The sequence below is a fragment of the Vibrio ziniensis genome, assembly GCF_011064285.1.
GTDB classification, from domain to species: domain Bacteria; phylum Pseudomonadota; class Gammaproteobacteria; order Enterobacterales; family Vibrionaceae; genus Vibrio; species Vibrio ziniensis.
Genome location: NZ_CP049331.1, coordinates 749,965 through 769,564 on the forward strand (window position 1 = coordinate 749,965; position 19,600 = coordinate 769,564).

Genomic DNA, 19,600 nt, shown 5'->3' on the forward strand with positions numbered 1-19,600 from the left:
ATTTATTTAACGATGGAGCGTATCTCTCCATCTTTTAGGCGAGTAACGATTAAGTCACCTTGCTGAACTTCACTGGTGTTATGAATGACATCGCCTTGAGCATTTTGCGTTATTGAATAGCCTCGAGATAAAGTAGCCAGAGGGCTGACCGCATTCATTTTGTCCATCAAGCGAGTAAATGTATGACGAGAAGAAACAAGATATCGTTTCATCGCTTCATTCATTTCTCTTTCTTTGCTTGAAAGTAGATATTGCTGATTACGCAATATTTTTTCTGGAGACAAAAGCTGAAGTTGATGCCTCTGCCTATCAAGATGCTGCTGTGTTTTGTTGATACGAGCTTGAACTGCTCGCTCTAAGCGCATGCTGTATTCATCAAGCTGCTGTTGCTGACGTTGAAGACGATTGGCTGGATGTTGTCTGTCTAAGCGATGTTGCAGCTGTTTCAATTCAAATTTTTGTTGAGCAAAATAGTGGCGCATAGCGCTGGCTATTTTATGACGATATGCTTGAAACGCTTGTTTCTTATTGGTGTTGTCTCTGCTGACCAGTTCAGCTGCCGCTGATGGAGTCGGCGCACGAACATCAGCAACGAAGTCAGCAATCGTCACGTCAATTTCATGTCCAACCGCACTGATAATAGGGATCTGGCTTGCTGCAATGGTACGGGCAACGATTTCGCTGTTAAAGCACCATAAGTCTTCCAACGAACCGCCGCCTCGCCCTACGATCAGCACATCACACTCTGCACGAGAGTTGGCACAGCCAATCGCTTGAGCAATCTGAATCGATGCATCTTCCCCTTGAACTAGAGTAGGATAGATGATGATAGGCAAGCTAGGGTCGCGGCGTCTAAGAACTTGAAGGATGTCGTGCAGAGCTGCGCCAGTCTTTGAGGTGATAACACCGACACATCTTGGGTGTTCAGGTAAGCTTTTCTTTAAAGTTTGAGCAAACAGACCTTCAGAAGCAAGCTTCATTTTTAGCTGGTCGAATTCTTGTTGTAAGCGGCCATCACCTTCAGGTTGCATGCTCTCAATAATGATTTGGTAATCACCACGAGGTTCATAGAGGGACAATCGTGCTTTAACCAACACTTGCTGACCGTTTTTCGGCTTAAAGTTTACAAAGCGATTATTGCCTTTGAACATAGCGCACTTTACTTGGGCGCGAGAGTCTTTAAGCGTTAGATACCAGTGACCGGAAACGGGAGAGGAGAAGTTGGAAACTTCACCAATTAGCCAAACGATACCCATTTCATTTTCTAGTAATAATCGTACTTCAGCATTAAGACGAGAAACGGTATAGATGTTTGGATTGGTATTGGAAGGCACTAATTATTCAACCAGACGTGAGTATGGAAATTAGCGGCAATATAATACATAGCAAGGGCTAGAATGCAAATTAAAAATAAAGAAATGTGTAGCCAAGCGATTGCGTCGGGCGTATAATCCGTCCGCAATATCTAATCCAAATGCATCTTTTCGGTTATTAATATAGAAAGTTGTTAAAACCGGAAAGTGGAGCATTTGGATTGTTTTTATATTTACCCTCTAAATTGTGAGATATTGCAAATGCTTAGAATTGCCAAAGAAGCGCTGACATTCGACGATGTTCTACTCGTACCAGCACACTCCACCGTTCTCCCAAACACTGCCGATTTACATACGCAGCTAACTAAAAATATTACTCTAAATATCCCAATGATTTCTGCGTCTATGGACACAGTGACAGAGGCTCGTTTAGCTATTGCTCTTGCACAAGAAGGCGGTATTGGCTTTATTCACAAGAATATGTCAATCGATCAGCAAGCAGCAGAAGTTCGTAAAGTAAAAAAATTCGAAGCGGGCGTTGTTGCAGATCCAGTTACCGTTAACCCAGAAGCAACGATTGCTGATGTGGTTGCCCTAACTGAAAAACACGGTTTTGCGGGTTTCCCTGTGGTAACCGAAAGCAACGAACTTGTTGGTATCATTACTGGTCGTGACGTTCGTTTCGTTACTGATCTATCGAAAAAAGTAGATTCAGTAATGACTCCTAAAGAGCGTTTAGCTGCGGTAAAAGAAGGCGCAACTCGCGCTGAAGTTCAAGAGAAAATGCACGAAGCTCGTGTTGAGAAAGTACTGGTTGTGAATGATGATTTCCAATTAACAGGTATGATCACAGCAAAAGACTTCCACAAAGCAGAACGTAAACCAAACGCATGTAAAGATGCTCGCGGTCGTCTACGTGTAGGTGCTGCGGTTGGCGCTGGTGCTGGTAACGAAGAGCGCGTAGCCGCGCTTGTTGAAGCAGGTGTCGATGTTCTACTTATCGACTCTTCACACGGTCACTCTGAAGGTGTTCTAAACCGTATCCGCGAAACTCGCGCAGCATACCCAGATTTAGACATCATTGGTGGTAACGTAGCAACTGGCGCAGGTGCTAAAGCGCTGATTGAAGCTGGTGTAAGTGCAGTTAAGGTCGGTATCGGCCCTGGTTCTATCTGTACAACTCGTATCGTAACAGGTGTAGGTGTACCTCAAATTACCGCTATTTCTGATGCTGCTGAAGTGGCAAACGAATACGGTATTCCCGTTATTGCTGACGGCGGTATCCGTTTCTCTGGCGACATCTGTAAAGCAATCGCGGCAGGTGCATCTTGCGTTATGGTTGGTTCAATGTTTGCTGGTACTGAAGAAGCACCGGGTGAAATCATTCTATTTAACGGTCGTTCTTACAAATCTTACCGTGGTATGGGTTCTTTGGGCGCAATGTCTCAAGGTTCTTCAGATCGTTACTTCCAATCTGATAACGCTGCTGACAAGCTTGTTCCAGAAGGTATCGAAGGCCGTATCGCATATAAAGGTCGTCTGAAAGAGATCGTTCATCAACAGATGGGTGGTTTACGTTCAAGTATGGGGTTGACTGGTTCAGCTACTATTGAAGATATGCGTACTAAAGCAGAATTTGTACGTATCTCTGGCGCTGGTATGGCAGAGTCTCACGTACACGACGTTCAAATCACTAAAGAAGCTCCAAACTACCGTTTGGGTTAATGGTTAATAGCGCGACTAGATTTATAGCGCGTTGGATTAACAAACGTTTGAATGTAGTTGTTAGTTTCTTAACTGAATATTTGCACGACGTAAACGTTTGCTTTTTTACTTGATGACTTATAGAGAGGCGAGTAGACTCGCCTCCGATTCTCAATTTAGCTGATAAGATTGCTCAATATGACAAAGAACATTCATGATCAACGAATTCTGATCCTAGATTTCGGTTCTCAATACACTCAACTTGTAGCGCGCCGCGTTCGTGAAATCGGTGTTTACTGTGAACTATGGAGCTGGGACGTAGAAGAAGCGGATATTCGCGAATTCAATCCTGACGGTATTATCCTTTCTGGCGGCCCAGAAAGCGTGACTGAACAAAACTCTCCTCGCGCACCTCAATATGTTTTTGACTCAGGCGTACCTGTACTTGGTGTATGTTACGGCATGCAAACTATGGCTGAGCAGTTAGGCGGTCGCGTAGCAAGTTCAGAAGAGCGTGAGTTCGGCTACGCACAAGTTAAAGTATCTGGTGAATCTGCACTGTTCAAAGACCTTGCTGAAACTCAAGATGTTTGGATGAGCCACGGTGACAAAGTTGTTGAAATCCCTGCTGACTTCGTAAAAGTTGGTGCGACAGATACTTGTCCATACGCAGCAATGGCGAATGAAGAGAAGAAATACTACGGTGTTCAGTTCCACCCAGAAGTAACTCATACTAAGCAAGGACAACAAATGCTTGAGAACTTTGTTCTTGGTGTGTGTGGTTGTGAGCGTCTATGGACATCTGAATCAATTATTGAAGATGCTGTTGCTCGTATTAAAGAGAAAGTGGGTGACGACGAAGTCATTCTGGCTCTTTCTGGTGGTGTGGATTCATCTGTTGTTGCTATGCTTGTACAGCGTGCTATCGGCGACAAATTAACCTGTGTATTTGTGGATAATGGTCTTCTGCGTCTTGACGAAGGCAAGCAGGTAATGGACATGTTTGGTGATCACTTTGGTCTGAATATTATCAAAGTAGATGCTGAAGATCGCTTTATGAATGCGCTTAAAGGCGAATCAGATCCTGAGAAGAAGCGTAAGATTATCGGTCACGAGTTTATTAATATCTTTGATGAAGAGTCGAAGAAACTGTCCAGCGCTAAGTGGCTGGCACAAGGTACTATCTACCCTGACGTGATTGAGTCTGCTGCCTCTAAAACAGGTAAAGCGCACGTAATCAAGTCTCACCATAACGTTGGTGGCCTGCCTGATGATATGAAAATGGGCCTGGTTGAGCCATTACGTGAACTGTTTAAAGATGAAGTGCGTAAGATCGGTCTAGAACTTGGTCTTCCATACAACATGCTTTACCGCCACCCATTCCCAGGACCTGGTCTAGGTGTTCGTGTCCTTGGCGAAATCAAGAAAGAATACTGTGACTTACTACGCCGTGCGGATGCAATCTTCATTGAAGAACTTCATGCAGCAGATCTATACAACAAAGTTTCTCAAGCATTTACAGTATTCCTACCAGTACGCTCTGTGGGTGTAATGGGCGATGGTCGTAAATATGATTGGGTTGTATCGCTACGTGCTGTTGAAACTATCGACTTCATGACAGCGCATTGGGCGCACCTACCTTATGATTTCCTAGGTAAAGTGTCTAACCGTATCATCAACGAAGTAAATGGCATTTCTCGCGTGGTTTACGACATTTCTGGCAAGCCACCAGCGACAATCGAATGGGAATAAGATTCGATTAGTAAAAATTGCAAAGCCCCAGATAACCTCTGGGGCTTTCTTTTTAAGTTAGAAAATATGTCTGAGATATTGCAATGCTTAAAGAGTGAGCAATTGTCCTATGATGAGTATTTTTCTCTACATATAACATTATGATTTGTAGGTGTTTATTTTTAATTGGTTCAGCTCGAATAGCTTTTGGTTTTCTGTAACTCAATAACTATAAAAGTGAAATCTAAGTTTTTGCAAATGTGGTATTTATTTTATCTAACTGTACATTAAAATCCGCGCGTAAATTTTATCCACTTTTTTTAAGGTACGTTAGGAATGTCTACTAAATTAGCTAACCCAGCACCACTAGGTCTAATGGGTTTCGGTATGACCACTATTCTGCTAAACATCCATAATGCAGGTTTCTTCCCACTAGATTCTATGATTCTTGCTATGGGTATCTTCTACGGCGGTTTAGGTCAGGTTATTGTAGGCATTATGTGCTACAACCGTGGCGATACTTTCGGTACTACTGCATTTACTTCTTACGGTCTATTCTGGTTAACTCTAGTTGGCCTAATTGTTATGCCAAAAATGGGTCTACCAGCTAGCCCAGAACACTTCATGGGTTGGTACCTAGCTCTATGGGGTGTATTCACTGGTTTCATGTACATTGGTTCACGCTGCTACCCAATGGCTAAGCAAGTTGTATTTGCTTCACTAACTATCCTGTTTGCACTACTAGCTCTACGTGATTTCACTGGTAGCGCGCTAATCGGTACTATTGCAGGCTTCGAAGGTATCTTCTGTGGCGCAAGCGCAATCTACTTCGCAATGGCTCAAGTTCTTAACGCAGAATACGGTCGTGAAGTGCTACCAGTTGGTAAAGCAAAGTTTGTTAAAGAAGAAGTTAAAGCTGAGCTTAAAGAAGTTGCTGCTTAATTAACTTTTGGTTTCTGAGAAGGTCGACCTTATGGTCGGCCTTTTTTTTGAAATAAATCTAACCCACAGTAAATGTCTGGTTGTTTTTTGTTCTTAGAGTGGAGTAACGTGTTCCTGATATTAGGTCTTTGAGCCTAGTTATCCCTTACCTCTGATTGTTCTCGTATCAGAAGTAGCCATCAGTTGGTTGGGCTTATAAATATAAAATTAAACAGGAATGTATATGTTAAGGATTATCACGCAACTATTCCCACTATGGGCAATATTGTTCTCTCTATGCGCTTATTTTGTACCAAGTCTATTTGTCGAGCATAAAGGTCAAATTGTCCCGCTTTTAACAATCATAATGTTGGCTATGGGCTTAACCCTAAAACCTAAAGATTTTCTCAATGTTATTCAGAATAAGAAGGCGATTGGTGTTGGTTTAATACTGCAGTTCTCGGTTATGCCGATTGCTGCTTTATTAATTAGCTTACTGCTAGGCTTTGACCCAATGCTCACTATCGGCATGGTCTTGGTTGGCAGCGTCGCTGGTGGAACCTCATCAAACGTTATGTGCTATCTGGCAAAAGGTGATGTGGCTTTGTCGATCACAATGACATCTATTTCTACTTTGCTTGGTGTAGTGCTGACTCCGCTACTAGTTGAACTACTAGCGGGTAAAGCGGTTGATGTACCTGTAGCCAGCATGCTGATGAGTTTGGTGAAAATTGTTCTTATTCCTGTTGCTGGTGGTGTTGTATTGAATGTGTTCTTACGTTCAGTAACTGAGAAAATAGAACCTGTCCTACCGATTATTTCAATGGCAGCTATCGTCTTTATTATTGCTATTGTTGTAGCGCTGAATGCTGGCAATTTGGCGACAATCGGTCCAATCGTAGCGCTTGCGGTTATTTTGCATAATGGGGTAGGTTTGGCTTCTGGTTACTGGATCTGTAGAGCACTTGGTTTCAATGAAACCATCAGCCGTACAGTAGCATTTGAAGTTGGCTTACAAAACTCTGGTTTAGCCACAGCATTGGCGATGAAGTTCTTCACGCCAGCGTCAGCAGTTGCAGGAACTATTTTCTCTATTTGGCATAACTTGTCTGGTTCTTTGTTGGCAGGGTATTGGGCAAAGCGTCCAAATGCTAATGAAGAGATTGTTCAGCAAACCGTGAAAAGTTAAATCGCTAATGTCTGCAAATAAAAAGGGTTAGCTAAGCTAACCCTTTTTTTAATCACTCTAATCTTAGTTAGATGATTGCTCTGCTGGAGTTGCAGAAACTTGTTCTTTTTCGGAATCAGCTGTTGGTGCTTTACCTGTCTTCCGTTTGTATTTCTCTTCCCAGTAAGTCGCATTCTTAATGCCTAGTTTAACTGGGTTGAACAGGTATTCTTCGACACCTTGTTTTTGTTGATCTTCATAGTCTTTCAGTGCTGCCATCGTTGGCTTAGACAGGAAGAAAATGATGATGATACCTACGATGTTTAACCAAGCCATCATACCTACACCTACGTCACCCATTGCCCATGCAAGGTTTGCCGTCTTCACCGTACCGTAAAATACGGTTGCAATGATAACCAGTTTTAGGAAGAACATTAGGCCGTCAACTTTGAAAGTACGACGAATGTAAGCAACGTTAGTTTCTGCAATGTAGTAGTAAGCAAGAATCGTTGTGAACGCGAAGAAGAATAGCGCGAATGCAACGAATGGTTTACCTACGCCTGGCAATGCACTTTCAATTGCGATTTGTGTAAACGCTGGACCATTAGCTGCTACATCTGTTGCTAGGTTCTGAACAAGGAACAGACCTTCAGCACCACCGTGTACGTTGTATGCACCAGTGATAAGAATCATAAATGCTGTTGCAGAACATACTAGTAATGTATCGATGTAGATAGAGAATGCTTGTACTAGACCTTGCTGAGCAGGGTGTTCAACACTTGCAGCCGCTGCAGCGTGAGGGCCTGTACCTTGACCTGCTTCGTTAGAGTAAACGCCACGTTTAACACCCCAACCAATGGCAGCACCAACACCTGCCATAGGAGTAAATGCATCACCGATGATTAGACCAAAAATACGTGGTACTTCACCAATGTTTAGCAGGATGATTACGAATGCTGTCACTACATAAGCAAGCGCCATGAATGGCACAACAATCTGTGTGAAGCTAGCGATACGCTTAACGCCACCAAAGATGATGAACGCTAGAAGGATTGAAACAATCGTACCAGTAAGAATTTTTGCGAAACTGATTGTACCGATAGCTGTGTCAATCATTGGGCCTGCGCCGAAAGCTGTCTCAACTGCGTTACCAATGCTGTTCGATTGAACACCCGGTAATAGAACACCACAAGCAAAGATTGTCGCGATAGCAAAGATCCACGCGTACCATTTTTGACCCATTGCTTTTTCAATGTAGTAAGCAGGACCACCACGGAACTCTTGGTTGTCTTCTTCTTTATAGATCTGCGCTAGCGTTGATTCTGCATAAGCTGTTGCCGCACCAAAGAATGCTACAACCCACATCCAGAAAACTGCACCAGGGCCACCAAAGCCGATAGCTGCTGCAACGCCCGCAATGTTACCTGTACCTACACGACCTGACAGTGAAACTGCAAGTGCTTGGAATGAAGAGATACCTTTAGAAGAACTTTTGCCTGAAAGTAAAAGGCGCCACATTTCAAAGAAATGACGAACCTGAACGAAACGAGTAAGAATTGAATAGAACACACCGGCACCTAGACACAAATAAATTAGTGCTGGGCTCCAGATAATTCCATTTAGAAAATCAACAATTGACTGCATGAGTATTTTCCCTGTTGAGTGATAGTTGTGTTTGTTTTGCGTGTCAGATAATAATCTTTTGTAATGGTAATGTTAACCAAATTATCTCTTAGACTTGATTAGTGTGATTTTTCACACGAAATTCTGGCTATATACTGTACGATAAATGATAAATTCTATTTTTGGTTAAAATTTGGTCTTTTATAAATAAGTTATTACTAAAGTAAGAATTATGCAGGGTGATGTGAATAAAAGTTCACTTTGGTGTTGTGTGGGTTTGAAGGTGTTTTGTGGTGGATAATATGTATATACATAAATAAAAAGGGTCTATTTAGACCCTTTTTTAAGATTGTTAGTGTTTTTAGCTTTGGTAACGAGAAACACCTAATCCAGAAATATCTATTTTTGCATCACCATGAGTGATGATGTCCGACAGAATTTGCCCTGAACCACAAGCCATAGTCCATCCCAAAGTACCGTGACCAGTATTGGTGTATAGGTTTTGAATTGGTGTCGCCCCAATGATTGGTGTGCCGTCTGGAGTCATTGGACGGAATCCTGTCCAGAATTCAGCTCTACTAAAATCACCACCTTGTGGGAACAGATCGCGAACCACCATCTCAATAGTTTCTTTGCGAGCAGTTGGAATTGAAGGATCAAATCCTGCCAACTCCGCAGTGCCGGCAACACGAATTCTGTTATCAAAACGTGTTAGCGCAACCTTATAGGTTTCATCCATAACCGTAGACGTTGGCGCTAATTCTTCATTCACAATCGGTAAAGTTAATGAGTAACCTTTTACCGGGTAAACGGGCACATCAACCCCTAAAGGTTTAAGCATCTGCTTAGAAAAACTTCCTAACGCAACCACATAAGAATCAGCTTTGAGCAGACCTTTGTCCGTTTGGACACCCATGATCTTTTTGCCTTCAATAGCTAAAGACTGAATCTTAGTATCGAACTTAAACTGAACGCCTTGTGCTTTCGCCAGCTCTGTAAGTTGCTGACAGAATAGGTAGCAGTCACCAGTTTCATCGTCAGGTAAGTAGAGGCCACCAACAAGTTTGTCTTGCACAGGTGCGAGTCCCGGCTCTTGTTTGATACAAGATGCTACATCCATCAGTTCAAAACGGACGCCGCTCTGTTCCAAAAGTTTCATATCTTTTTCGATTGAAACAAGCTGCTTTTTATTACGGAAAACTTGTAGAGTGCCTTTTTGACGACCTTGGTATTCAACGTTGTGGTGCTTTTTCAGTTCATGCAGGCATTCACGGCTGTGATTGGCAATCGCTAACATGCGTGATTTATTCACTTCATAGCGAGCAAGCTGACAGTTTGTCAGCATTTGCATCATCCACTGGAGCATTTGTGGATCAAGCGAGGGTTTTACTTTCAAAGGGGCATGTTTTTCAAACATCCACTTAACTGCTTTTTGTGGAATACCGGGAGCCGCCCAGGGAGAGGAGTAGCCATAAGAGATTTGCCCAGCGTTAGCGAAGCTGGTTTCTTCTGCACTACGTGGCTGTCGGTCAACCACCGTGACACTATGTCCTGCTTGAGACAAATACCATGCTGATGTTAAACCTACTACACCACTTCCAAGAACAATAACTTCCATTTGAAACTCCTCATTTGTTATAGCTGTAGTTTCTTTGCTTTACCTTTTGTTAACAATCGATAAAAATTATCATCAGTGTTTAGTAAAACTATAAGCAAAACTATGTTAAAGAGTTCTCAAGTTTCAGCATTACATACATTTATGCTTGTCGCACAATATCCAAGTTTCAGTGCTGCAGCGAAAGAGTTGCACATTACGACAGGGGCAATTAGTCAGCAATTGCTTCAGCTAGAATCGAAAATAGGTTTTAGTCTATTTGAACGCCATTCGCGTGGGGTGAAATTAACTGAAGCAGGAGAGACACTTAGAGCGGTTGTTCAACGCAGCTTTCAAGATATTGAAGAGTCTTTACATAATTTGGAGCAACGTGAGAACCGTAAAGAGATTCGACTGAAATTGACGCCGTCTCTGGCATTCAAATGGTTGCTGCCCAAACTGGAAGATTTTTATCATCAATATCCAGAGATACAAGTACAGTTATTTGCCGAAGGGGCGCTAGTAGACAGTGAAAGAAAAGACTTTGACCTCGCGATTGACTATGGACCTTTCCCTTATAACCGAAAAAACTCAGAGCTGTTAATGGCAGAGTCGCTATTACCAGTGATGAGCCCATCATATATGAAGGCACACCCATGGCTGCAAGATATTAAAAACAACCCAAGTCATTGGGATGAAGTAAATTTGCTGCATGATGCAATGCCTTGGGCAAAAGCGCCAAGAGATTATGAATGGCTATATTGGGCTTCTGAAATGGGTATTGAAATATCCACCCATAAAGGTCACTTCTTTAACCGCACTGATATGGCTATGTCTGCGGCAGAAGCAAATGTCGGCATTGCGATGGCGCGATCTATGCTGCTGCAGAGTGAGTTGGAAACAGGCAAGCTCATTTCACCATTCAAGCCAATACTAGCCAACGCAGGGTACTTTTTGATCACCCATAACCCAAATGAAACGACAGCAATTTTCACCCAATGGCTGAAAGAACAGGTTAAAGGCGACAAGGCTGAGTGAGTTAGGTCAAGTAACTTCATACTTTAATCAAACTTACTCGCCTTCAATAAGACTCGAATTATGATTTAGGAAACTGATTTTCAAGTGCTTTTTATGTCCTCGAACTCTGATTTCTACAACAAAAATGCCGAAGCTATGGGGGTGCAAGTAAAAGGTGCGAAAAGCCGGCTACTTATCAGCGAGTAGTAACAAAAAGGGCGATAACTCTATGAGTTATCGCCCTTTCCAAACGTTTGGTGGGCTGGGGTAAGTTGAATTTATTTGTTATCTATTTGATTTTTATTTATTTTAATTGATTTGAATTTTAAATTGGTTACTACATCGGTTACTAAAACAAAAAGTGTTATTCAAATTCGTTAAATTCTGAAAACGGATTTTGTTCTGTTGTATCTTCTTCAATTTGCTTTTTTTCAAATTTAGATATTAGTAATTGTTTCTCATACAGCTCTGTTTGAAGTCTAGCTATTTCATTATTTTTGTCTTCTAGCTGCTGGTTTAGTCGTGATACCTCGGGCAAGTAGTCTTTTTCCTTCTCTCTCTTATCTTCTAATCGATTCAGTTCATCATTGACTAACATCGGAAGTAATTTACTCAGAGGTATGTCATATTTTTTTGCAAGTCGATCAAAGACTTTTTTGTATTTTCTGGGAATGCTTACTTGGTAATTATCTGTTCTTTTTGCGTAATTATTCCACGCATTCTTTGCCTTTCTAGCTAGCTCTCTATTTTCTGCATTGTCGTCACCCTCTTGCCAGTGATCTTTTAAGTTCAAGATATAGTCTAAATAATGCTCGTCTAAGTCGATTTCTCGATATACGGGTAGCCCTTGCTTGACCATGTAGTTAGTCAACCATTCCGCTTGTCTTTCATTTTTAGGATTTATCCAAGTTAGCTCTTTAGCAATATTCTTTCTCATAAACAGACCTTTATTCAACAGAAGTAATACTCACCAAATCTAACATTATTAGGTGTTATTATCATTAGTAAAAATCATAAAAAAGTTTCAAATTCCAGAAATTAAATGCTACTTTAAGTCTTGGTGGATATTGGCTTGGAGGTTAAAGGTGTTATCTGATTGTACGTATCAAGAAAGTTATGGTTTGTTCGTGCTCATTGCCAATTATGGGGACGGTATACAGTTTGGTAAGGGAAAAGGGACGATTGAATTAGCTAAGAACTTCGGTATGTCTCATACAGATTTGAATGCACTTTTAAAGCGTTTGGTTAGCCATGATTTAATCGAACGAGATTTTGGCTATTGGGGAAAGCAAGGGGGAAGAACGGAGTATCGCTATAAGTTGACCAAGAAATTACTGAATGAGGTTGATGAGTCAAAGTGTCTTTTTTTAGGCAAGATTAGTACAGGTCGTTTTCGTAGCTTGTACCAAGAGTATTGCTCATATGTGCGTAAACATGCAGAAGCGCTGTCAGGTGAAAGACTAATTGTTCGTTGGATTATGATTAACTTGATGGCTTTGGTTAAAACTGGTGTATGGGGAGATTCTGCGACATTTAGCACATTGAAAAGTGTGTTAAATGGTCGAGTGACAAGTACTCGAATCTCTAGTGCTTTAAAAAAACTTGAAGCACTCAAGGTGATTTATCAACCCGACACAAAAGATATGTTAGAGACGGACAAAACGATGTTTTATGTTGGAAGTTGGAATGACGCGTTAAAAGCGTCAAGAGATAACGTGAAGGTTACAGGTGCTAAATTTCATCCTAACAACATGGATTCATTAGGAATCACCAATAGTCCAAATTTTCGTGTTTTCTTTCCATATCCAGCCGTCAATGTGAAACCTAGTACTCATACTCTGGGTTCTTCAATACTGATCTCTTGGATTTGCAATGACACTTTTCTGTTTGATTCAAAAGAGCCGGAAGGAAGCTTTTTGTTGGGTATGAAAGAACATTATCGTAAACGCGACTGGGCAGCGTTAATGGGGATACAAAATAACGCGATAGCTTCCATCATATTGTCTGAATACAGTGAGCTGTTAAGGCAGTCGGATGTGTTGTTTGAAAAGAGTAGCAGTACGAGTAAAGACCAACAAGAGATGGTTAAAAGCGTATATGAAAAGCTTTTGGGTAATACTAATATTAAACAGCATTTGGAATTGAACCAGTGGTTGCCCAAATCATTATTAGCTTTGGTGAACATTAGAAGACTCGAAGATATTCCTTTCGATTGGCACAGCTTGACCAAAGAAGAACAAATAAATTTATCGAGAAATACACCCGTAAGTTTCGTGAGGGCGTACATCTTGTATTCGCTATACCATTCGTTCTGTTTGGCTAGGATGGTTTATCAATGGTTACACACAACGAATAATTACAGCCCAACTCGTTTTTCTTACCATATAGGATTTCATTTCTGGGCTTATCCTAGAAGTTTAAACTCTGAAAAAAATAATCCGAATGAAGAGGTGCTTGATAACTCAGCATCAAATGACTTCAACGTGTGTGCAAGTGTCTATGCTGAGAGCCGTTCAAAAGATATCTGGGATAAAGACGAGCTTCATGTGTTCTCTCATAAAAAGCTTGAGTTTTACCATAGTAAAAGTCGTTTGTTTTAACAGTTGTTTAGAGGGCTAACTTCAGAGTAGTCGCGTATGTTCAATTTCCCGTACGTGCTGGGAGATTTGTTTCTTGATAGTAAGGAAAGGCTATAGTCGTTCAAGCGGGTATAGTTAGTATTGTAATATCTACTAATCAATATTTTATTAATCAATACATTACCAAGAACTACACAACAATAGATAACTCATTGATAAACTATTCAGTTCTATCACTTCAATAAAATAAAAAAATATTATGAGTAGTAATCCTCTGTAACTTTAATCATCAGAGGAAATACACATGCCAGTTCAATACCCACACATCAAACATTACAAGACTAAAATCCTTGAAGTTGCTGATAGAGCGTTAGAGTGCCATCCCAGAACTCTTGCTGTACGAGTTGATTTGCATTTAGATACAGACCCTATATTTGGATATACCAATTTGTTGAAGACCTTTATTGCATCAGTAGATAGCCAAGTAAAGGCTTGCCTAAAAAGAAAGGCAAAGCAATGGGGGCAATCAAGAACGAATGTATTACGTTACTGCTGGGTTGAAGAGCAGAAAGACTCATATGTACCGCATTATCACGTTATCTTGTTTTTCAATAGGAATGTCTTCATGAATTTAGGTGATTATGACTCTACTACTTCATTAGCCTTTATCATCAAGAAAGCGTGGGCAGTAGCGCTTTATGGGAAAGGTGCGAATGTTTTAGAGTATGGGCGTTTAGCTGAGATTGCTGATAAAAATGGTTCAGCCATATATTGGCTAGATAAACATGGGCGATATGAAGAGCGTGAAAGGTTTGAAAGATATGCAGTGAGTTACCTTTGTAAAAACAAGAGTAAGAATATCTCGCGTGAAAGTCGTAGTTTTGGCTATAGCTATCGATAACCAAGGATATGGGCTACCAAAAACGGTAGCCCTAATACTTTGTTATTTAATATGTAATGGATACTTCAGTGAGTTAAAGAAATTATTCATTCTTGTCATTACCAATTAAAATCAATAGTTTCATTTAGGTCAGTTGTTAGACGTAATGAACGCACATGGCAGTTTGTATGACTGTTACCTACCTTTAATGTGTCGCCAGATTTCAGTAAGAACGGCCAAGTTGGGATAGTGCGACCTGACGTAAAGCGACGACGATTCTCTTCTTTGGTTAAAAATCGAGTCGTGGTGCAATTCCCGTTGTTGATGGACGCATCCGTAATAGTGACCGTATCGCCGTTGTTAGTGATTTCTATCGCAACACCGCGAGGGCTTAAGCCATAAGCGGTGGCTTCAAAGTTAGCTGAAGCACTGAATGACACTAAACTTACGAATGTCGTTAGGATTGTAGATATCAATAGTTTCATTGTGTTTTCCTTTTGGTTTCTAAGTGTGATTTCAAATTGAAGTGTTCGGGATACTCAAAGGTGAACGTGGATAGTTTGACGTCTTGAATATCGTTGAGGTTAAAGCGGTGAGTGATTAACGCTTGTTCGCGATAAACGCCTGTAACAAGCTCAATGCCTGTATCTTTTTGAATTAAACCTAAAGGCATGTGATAGAGCGGATTGGAGCCTGTTGTATCAACGTAAAGGTTAATCCAGTGATTGTGATAAAGAGCGGTCGTAATCTTCTCTATAAGGCTTTGTGAGATAGATAAACCATGATGATTGGCTTTACTCATTACCTTTCTAAGCCACTGTCGCTCTTTGGTGTTTTCGGTATTGGGATGAAGAATAAGCTTGGCATCTTCAAAGCGACCATTAAGGGCTTTAATCGCATTGTTCGGAAGAAGACCATGAATGTGATTCAACGCTAATTGGAAAATTAACGCTTCTTTTCTGCCTAACGGTGTGAGCTTATTGCTGATGTTTTGATAACCGTAAGGCTTGCTTCGTGTGTCTTGGTCAACAAAACCCATTGATACCAGTAAGTGCAGATTGCGCTGTACGGTACGAATGTCTCGATAGATTTCTTGTTCGATTAACTGTTGTTGAATCGCTTGAGCTGTCGTTTTGTGGCTATAAGGAACGAGTTTAAATATCTCAAACACGATCTTCACATGCTCTTGTGTCGAGTATCGTTTTTTCTTTTTCATGTTCGTGCCATGTTTGATGGTAAGTCGATGCGATGGGATTGCTACGGGTTATTGCAGGGTGATTTCGATATCGTCATCGCTGTAACCACGACGATGCAGTTCGTTGACTACCGCGAGTTTGACGTCCTGAGTGGGCGTGTTTTTTAGCAGAGCGAACAACTCAGAGATTGAGTGGTGTTGATAGGGGTAATGGTTAGTTGATGACATAGCTTTGTCCTCTCTCTCGGTAAAGAAAACAGCAATCTATTCGGCGATGTGGCATTAAGTGCCGCATTCGAGCTGGTGGCGTAAATTTTGATGCTTAGCGTATGCAGTGCGACACATGCTGCCTTATGACTCGTTACTCTTGGCTGCTTTAATGTAGTCACAATAGGAACGAGCTATGACGGATAAGCAGGCAGTAGATGCTGTATGGTTTTATGAAAAAGGGGGGAAGCAGTGCGGTGGCGTGACGCTTGAAGAGATGATTGCTCTTATACAGTCCAAGTCACTGAATGAGCTATCTCTGGTATGGACGAAAGCACTCAGTGATTGGATGCCACTACGAGAGACGGTATTAAGTGAATATCTTGATGCCAACGTTAGCCAAGAGCGTGTGGTGAATGCAAATGTTCCACCACCACTGAAAGCAAACATAGAGCCTAAAGAAACACCTCAGTTGCTGGGTTTTGTTGCGACACTAAAAGATGTTTGGGCTTTGGTTTATGCACCGTCTTCTGCGTCAGTGCTCATTTATCTTTTAGCTCTTTACCTAGGATACAGCCGAGAAGATTCATATGAGCTTTGGATAAGCCCCATTTTTGTTGCCATGTCTTGGGGGATTGTTTTTGTTGTTTGGTTGTATGACTGGTGGAAGTTTAGAAAAACAGAAGGTTATACATATACAGGTTGGTCATGGTGGTGGTTAATCATGCCTTGCTACTTACATGCGCGAGTAGGTAAGCGACTGAAATACACCTTTGCCATGATGGGTTTATCTGTGTTGTTCAGTTCACTGGTATCCATCGTACTAACGCTGCATGGCACGGAATACTTTGATGATGGATATACGAGCTATCAAAGTCACTCAAACAACCATCTAGCAGCGCAACAAGTACCTAGCCTTCAAGCCGTTGCGAATAGCCTACAACTTTCAATGGATATGAAGCTTCGCTCTGAGTACGGTAAGGATTACCAATTTGGTGAAAATCGTGTGTATGTAGAACAACTGGGTGACTATCGTTTCAAGGCTTACAACTCTTGGTCTTGTGGTAGTGGTGGTTGTGATTACACCTATTATGGCTATGCTGGCAGTGACACGATTTGTGAGTTAAACGCAAACAATGACGCTCAAGCGTATGCCCAAACCGACTGTATCTCTGAAGCATTTAAAGTGCAGTAAATATCCATCTTCAATACCAAGTAGGAAGCCAAGCGCTTCCTATTTTTTTGCCTGAATAATATAGCCGCTCATATCGAGCGGCTTTGTTTTATTGGCTGCTAATTGCTTTCTTCATTTTCTTCGCTGTCCATGACCGCTACGCCAGTACCAACCGTGGCAGAAACGGCAAAGCCTGCGGCAGTGAGAGCGCCAATACCACCAAATATAGGAGCCATAGTCAGGAGCGCTGCGACACCAACCGTGTTCTCAATCGCGTCTTCCAAGGTTCGTTTATTACTCATGTGTTTTCCTTTTATAAGTCGAATGTTCAAGTGAATAACAACGGTAAGGTTCATCACAAACCAAACCGTTTAAGGTTATGCAAGGTAGTAATATCTCATTGAATTTATTTGGAAATGAGTGAGGAGGTTAAGGCTGGGTGAGAGCAAAAATATTTTTTCATTTGATGCGGATTTTCTTTGAACAGTAATGACCAAAGGAAATACTCAAATGAAATTTTTACGTTTAAAAGAAGTTATGGCAATCACAGCACTAAGCCGCTCAAGCATTTACAAATTCATGAGTGAAGAACGCTTTCCTCAAACAATCTCACTGGGGGATAGAGCGGTTGCATGGCTGGAGTCGGAAGTTGAAGAGTGGATGGAAGAGAAGTTGCAGAGTCGTGGACAAAATGTTGAAAGTGTAACTATTAAGCAATGGGTTAAAGCGTAAGATGTTTATATGACAGGGGCTGAAAGCCCCTGTGTTTAAGTTTTAACATGAAAATGCCCAAAGGTTTTCAAACAAGGAATGGTAGAATGCTTCTCTTGTTCTTAATTTACCTACTTATGATAATGAGAATCTGGATATGATTGCGTTACTGATTTCTCGGAAAACCATCCTTAATGGTTGTCTGAGATGCCTTTGTATGGTTGCGGGCCTAACCCCCCTCTACCTGTTTCACCCAACCGGCTGGCGTGAAGTCACCGATGCGCTGATGGCTACTTAATCCCCCGATGCTACTCGGCCACTGCGCAAATTGAGTCTGCCCGACAACATCCGCCACGAATGTACAGTGTTAAAGGCGGCATCTTGGATTATTAGCGTCTGGATTGCAGTTGACGTCTTATCATTAGTTGATAACATACGGTGTGTTTATTTACCTAGTATTAAAGGTGTTTTGTGTCAGAGGTGGGTATAGGCGTGTCTAGCTGTATTATTGGCATTAAAGGTCAAAGTCCAAGTTCCATAAACCAAGTAGATGTTTGGTTTGACTCCCTTAAATCAATTGCATCGGTTCTATCTGAAGAAAATCAGAATTTGCTAAAGACTATTGCAGATAAAAAACCTGAAAATATTACAGAGTTATCTGAATTAACTGGGCGAGCAGTAAGTAATCTTTCTCGGACTATTAAAACGTTAGAGAAACATGGTCTCATTGATATTGAGAGTTTTGGGAAAAGTATTAGACCGAAAATTAAATATAGTAAATTCAACATATTGTGTGATTTGAGTTTGAATGATGGAAAAAAAGATTTGTTAGAAAATAAATTTACTTTGGTCTCAATGTTTACAGGTGTTGGTGGACTGGATATGGGATTTGAAGGTGGTTTTACATACAAAGATCAATCCTTTGAAAGTCAGCCATTCTCAACTCTGGCTGCTTATGAGAAAGATGAAAAGTGTGTTGAAACAATAAAGAAAAATTTAGATATACCTATTAGCCAAGTTGAGTTATCTGAAGAGCTTGTTAATGATTTCCCTAGTGCTGATGTGTTGATTGGTGGCTTTCCGTGCCAAGATTTTAGTTCTTGTGGCCCTAAAAGAGGCCTTAGCTCTGACAGGGGACAACTATACAAAGTTTTGGTTAGATATATGCAACATCACAAACCTAAAATTGTATGCGCTGAAAATGTTCCTAATTTAGCGCGGATGCAAAAAGGTGCAGTGCTAGAAACTATAGTTAATGATTTTAGAGAGCAAGGTTATAAAGTCCAAGTGTGGGATCTTTTTGCTCCAGATTATGGTGTGCCACAAAGTCGGAGAAGGCTGTTTTTTGTTTGCACCAGAAATGATCTTGAAGGCGAGCCTTTAAAGCCAGAACCTAAATTTGTTGGTATGCATCGCGGAACTAAATGGGCAATTGAAGATTTGGAAAAAGTCATCGATGAGACTATTCCCAACCAAAGCCAGTATTTCAAGGCATCAAAAGCTAAGAAAGGGAATGGGCAAGGTGATGAGCACTGCAAAGCAGACGAACCCTCTTATACAATTAGGGCAAACGCTAAGTCTCGAGTCCAATTTCATTATGAATTAGATAGAAGGCTAACTATCAGGGAATGTGCTCGCCTACAGACATTCCCCGACTCTTTTATTTTCCCTCATTCTGCTACTTCAAATGTTATGCAAATAGGTAATGCAGTACCACCTATGTTGTCATATGAGGTGGCAACATCAATCAGAGAATTTTTATTAAAACAGGATTGATCAATAT

At 41.2% G+C, this 19,600-nt stretch carries 18 protein-coding genes; 10 read left to right on the forward strand and 8 right to left on the reverse strand.

The genetic code is table 11. The features are described 5' to 3' along the window. Window positions 1-2: 2 nt before the first annotated feature. On the reverse strand, window positions 3-1,334 hold the full coding sequence (gene xseA, locus G5S32_RS03390) for an exodeoxyribonuclease VII large subunit (RefSeq protein WP_165310491.1): 1,332 nt from the start codon (window positions 1,332-1,334) through the stop codon (window positions 3-5). 240 nt (window positions 1,335-1,574) lie between these two features. Between xseA and guaB the strand changes: the two genes are divergently transcribed. From guaB to G5S32_RS03410, 4 genes are all read left to right on the forward strand, one after another. Further along, window positions 1,575-3,038, forward strand: coding sequence for an IMP dehydrogenase (gene guaB / locus G5S32_RS03395; protein ID WP_165310492.1), 1,464 nt, complete (start codon window positions 1,575-1,577; stop codon window positions 3,036-3,038). A 177-nt stretch (window positions 3,039-3,215) separates the two neighbouring features. Next, complete coding sequence (guaA, locus tag G5S32_RS03400) at window positions 3,216-4,769, forward strand: glutamine-hydrolyzing GMP synthase (protein ID WP_165310493.1); 1,554 nt, start codon at window positions 3,216-3,218, stop codon at window positions 4,767-4,769. 315 nt (window positions 4,770-5,084) lie between these two features. Beyond that, window positions 5,085-5,690, forward strand: a complete 606-nt coding sequence (locus tag G5S32_RS03405; protein ID WP_165310494.1) for an acetate uptake transporter — start codon at window positions 5,085-5,087, stop codon at window positions 5,688-5,690. Window positions 5,691-5,913: 223 nt separating this feature from the next. Further along, the gene (locus tag G5S32_RS03410) at window positions 5,914-6,858 is read left to right on the forward strand and encodes a bile acid:sodium symporter family protein (RefSeq protein ID WP_165310495.1); all 945 of its coding nucleotides are present in this window, start codon (window positions 5,914-5,916) and stop codon (window positions 6,856-6,858) included. Window positions 6,859-6,921: 63 nt separating this feature from the next. Here the strand turns inward: G5S32_RS03410 and G5S32_RS03415 are convergent, their stop codons facing one another. Then, entirely contained in the window at window positions 6,922-8,481 is a 1,560-nt protein-coding gene (locus G5S32_RS03415; RefSeq protein WP_165310496.1) for an alanine/glycine:cation symporter family protein, read from the reverse strand. Between the two features lie 340 nt (window positions 8,482-8,821). Continuing rightward, window positions 8,822-10,078: a D-amino acid dehydrogenase gene (locus G5S32_RS03420; RefSeq protein ID WP_165310497.1), complete on the reverse strand. Its 1,257-nt coding sequence runs from the start codon at window positions 10,076-10,078 to the stop codon at window positions 8,822-8,824. A gap of 102 nt (window positions 10,079-10,180) precedes the next feature. Between G5S32_RS03420 and G5S32_RS03425 the strand changes: the two genes are divergently transcribed. Continuing rightward, window positions 10,181-11,092, forward strand: coding sequence for a LysR substrate-binding domain-containing protein (locus G5S32_RS03425; protein ID WP_165310498.1), 912 nt, complete (start codon window positions 10,181-10,183; stop codon window positions 11,090-11,092). A gap of 343 nt (window positions 11,093-11,435) precedes the next feature. Here G5S32_RS03425 and G5S32_RS03430 read toward each other — a convergent pair whose 3' ends face one another. Continuing rightward, window positions 11,436-12,008 (reverse strand): hypothetical protein, encoded by a 573-nt coding sequence (locus tag G5S32_RS03430; RefSeq protein WP_165310499.1) that lies wholly within the window; start codon window positions 12,006-12,008, stop codon window positions 11,436-11,438. Window positions 12,009-12,156: 148 nt separating this feature from the next. Between G5S32_RS03430 and G5S32_RS03435 the strand changes: the two genes are divergently transcribed. Together G5S32_RS03435 and G5S32_RS03440 are read left to right on the forward strand one after the other, a co-directional pair. After that, complete coding sequence (locus G5S32_RS03435) at window positions 12,157-13,671, forward strand: hypothetical protein (RefSeq protein ID WP_165310500.1); 1,515 nt, start codon at window positions 12,157-12,159, stop codon at window positions 13,669-13,671. Between the two features lie 283 nt (window positions 13,672-13,954). Further along, window positions 13,955-14,551 (forward strand): inovirus Gp2 family protein, encoded by a 597-nt coding sequence (locus G5S32_RS03440; protein WP_165310501.1) that lies wholly within the window; start codon window positions 13,955-13,957, stop codon window positions 14,549-14,551. A 98-nt stretch (window positions 14,552-14,649) separates the two neighbouring features. Here G5S32_RS03440 and G5S32_RS03445 read toward each other — a convergent pair whose 3' ends face one another. From G5S32_RS03445 to G5S32_RS03455, 3 genes are read right to left on the reverse strand one after another with little or no spacing between them, the layout of a single operon-like run. Then, a complete protein-coding gene (locus G5S32_RS03445) occupies window positions 14,650-15,015 on the reverse strand; it encodes a hypothetical protein (protein WP_165310502.1) in 366 nt (121 codons plus the stop codon). Further along, window positions 15,012-15,746 (reverse strand): WYL domain-containing protein, encoded by a 735-nt coding sequence (locus G5S32_RS03450; RefSeq protein WP_165310503.1) that lies wholly within the window; start codon window positions 15,744-15,746, stop codon window positions 15,012-15,014. Before G5S32_RS03450 ends, G5S32_RS03445 begins: the two co-directional genes overlap by 4 nt. 48 nt (window positions 15,747-15,794) lie before the next feature. Then, on the reverse strand, window positions 15,795-15,953 hold the full coding sequence (locus G5S32_RS03455) for a hypothetical protein (protein ID WP_165310504.1): 159 nt from the start codon (window positions 15,951-15,953) through the stop codon (window positions 15,795-15,797). 175 nt (window positions 15,954-16,128) lie between these two features. On the opposite strand from G5S32_RS03455, the gene G5S32_RS03460 reads away from it, so the two are divergent. Continuing rightward, window positions 16,129-17,127 (forward strand): DUF4339 domain-containing protein, encoded by a 999-nt coding sequence (locus G5S32_RS03460; RefSeq protein WP_165310505.1) that lies wholly within the window; start codon window positions 16,129-16,131, stop codon window positions 17,125-17,127. Between the two features lie 98 nt (window positions 17,128-17,225). Here G5S32_RS03460 and G5S32_RS03465 read toward each other — a convergent pair whose 3' ends face one another. Beyond that, window positions 17,226-17,408 (reverse strand): hypothetical protein, encoded by a 183-nt coding sequence (locus tag G5S32_RS03465; protein WP_165310506.1) that lies wholly within the window; start codon window positions 17,406-17,408, stop codon window positions 17,226-17,228. A gap of 208 nt (window positions 17,409-17,616) precedes the next feature. Here G5S32_RS03465 and G5S32_RS03470 point away from each other — a divergent pair, with 208 nt between their 5' ends. Further along, window positions 17,617-17,838, forward strand: a complete 222-nt coding sequence (locus G5S32_RS03470) for an AlpA family phage regulatory protein (protein WP_165310507.1) — start codon at window positions 17,617-17,619, stop codon at window positions 17,836-17,838. Between the two features lie 450 nt (window positions 17,839-18,288). Further along, on the forward strand, window positions 18,289-19,593 hold the full coding sequence (gene dcm, locus G5S32_RS03475) for a DNA (cytosine-5-)-methyltransferase (RefSeq protein ID WP_165310508.1): 1,305 nt from the start codon (window positions 18,289-18,291) through the stop codon (window positions 19,591-19,593). The last annotated feature ends 7 nt before the right edge of the window (window positions 19,594-19,600 follow it).

Excerpts from the sequence above, each read along its gene's own strand:
- G5S32_RS03415 (WP_165310496.1), bottom strand. The coding sequence starts at position 8,481 with ATGCAGTCAATTGTTGATTTTCTAAATGGAATTATCTGGAGCCCAGCA.
- G5S32_RS03430 (WP_165310499.1), bottom strand. The coding sequence starts at position 12,008 with ATGAGAAAGAATATTGCTAAAGAGCTAACTTGGATAAATCCTAAAAAT.
- G5S32_RS03445 (WP_165310502.1), bottom strand. The coding sequence starts at position 15,015 with ATGAAACTATTGATATCTACAATCCTAACGACATTCGTAAGTTTAGTG.
- G5S32_RS03425 (WP_165310498.1), top strand. The coding sequence starts at position 10,181 with ATGTTAAAGAGTTCTCAAGTTTCAGCATTACATACATTTATGCTTGTC.
- G5S32_RS03420 (WP_165310497.1), bottom strand. The coding sequence starts at position 10,078 with ATGGAAGTTATTGTTCTTGGAAGTGGTGTAGTAGGTTTAACATCAGCA.
- G5S32_RS03465 (WP_165310506.1), bottom strand. The coding sequence starts at position 17,408 with ATGAGTAATAAACGAACCTTGGAAGACGCGATTGAGAACACGGTTGGT.
- guaA (WP_165310493.1), top strand. The coding sequence starts at position 3,216 with ATGACAAAGAACATTCATGATCAACGAATTCTGATCCTAGATTTCGGT.
- G5S32_RS03410 (WP_165310495.1), top strand. The coding sequence starts at position 5,914 with ATGTTAAGGATTATCACGCAACTATTCCCACTATGGGCAATATTGTTC.
- G5S32_RS03455 (WP_165310504.1), bottom strand. The coding sequence starts at position 15,953 with ATGTCATCAACTAACCATTACCCCTATCAACACCACTCAATCTCTGAG.
- guaB (WP_165310492.1), top strand. The coding sequence starts at position 1,575 with ATGCTTAGAATTGCCAAAGAAGCGCTGACATTCGACGATGTTCTACTC.
- G5S32_RS03450 (WP_165310503.1), bottom strand. The coding sequence starts at position 15,746 with ATGAAAAAGAAAAAACGATACTCGACACAAGAGCATGTGAAGATCGTG.
- G5S32_RS03440 (WP_165310501.1), top strand. The coding sequence starts at position 13,955 with ATGCCAGTTCAATACCCACACATCAAACATTACAAGACTAAAATCCTT.
- G5S32_RS03460 (WP_165310505.1), top strand. The coding sequence starts at position 16,129 with ATGACGGATAAGCAGGCAGTAGATGCTGTATGGTTTTATGAAAAAGGG.
- G5S32_RS03470 (WP_165310507.1), top strand. The coding sequence starts at position 17,617 with ATGAAATTTTTACGTTTAAAAGAAGTTATGGCAATCACAGCACTAAGC.
- G5S32_RS03405 (WP_165310494.1), top strand. The coding sequence starts at position 5,085 with ATGTCTACTAAATTAGCTAACCCAGCACCACTAGGTCTAATGGGTTTC.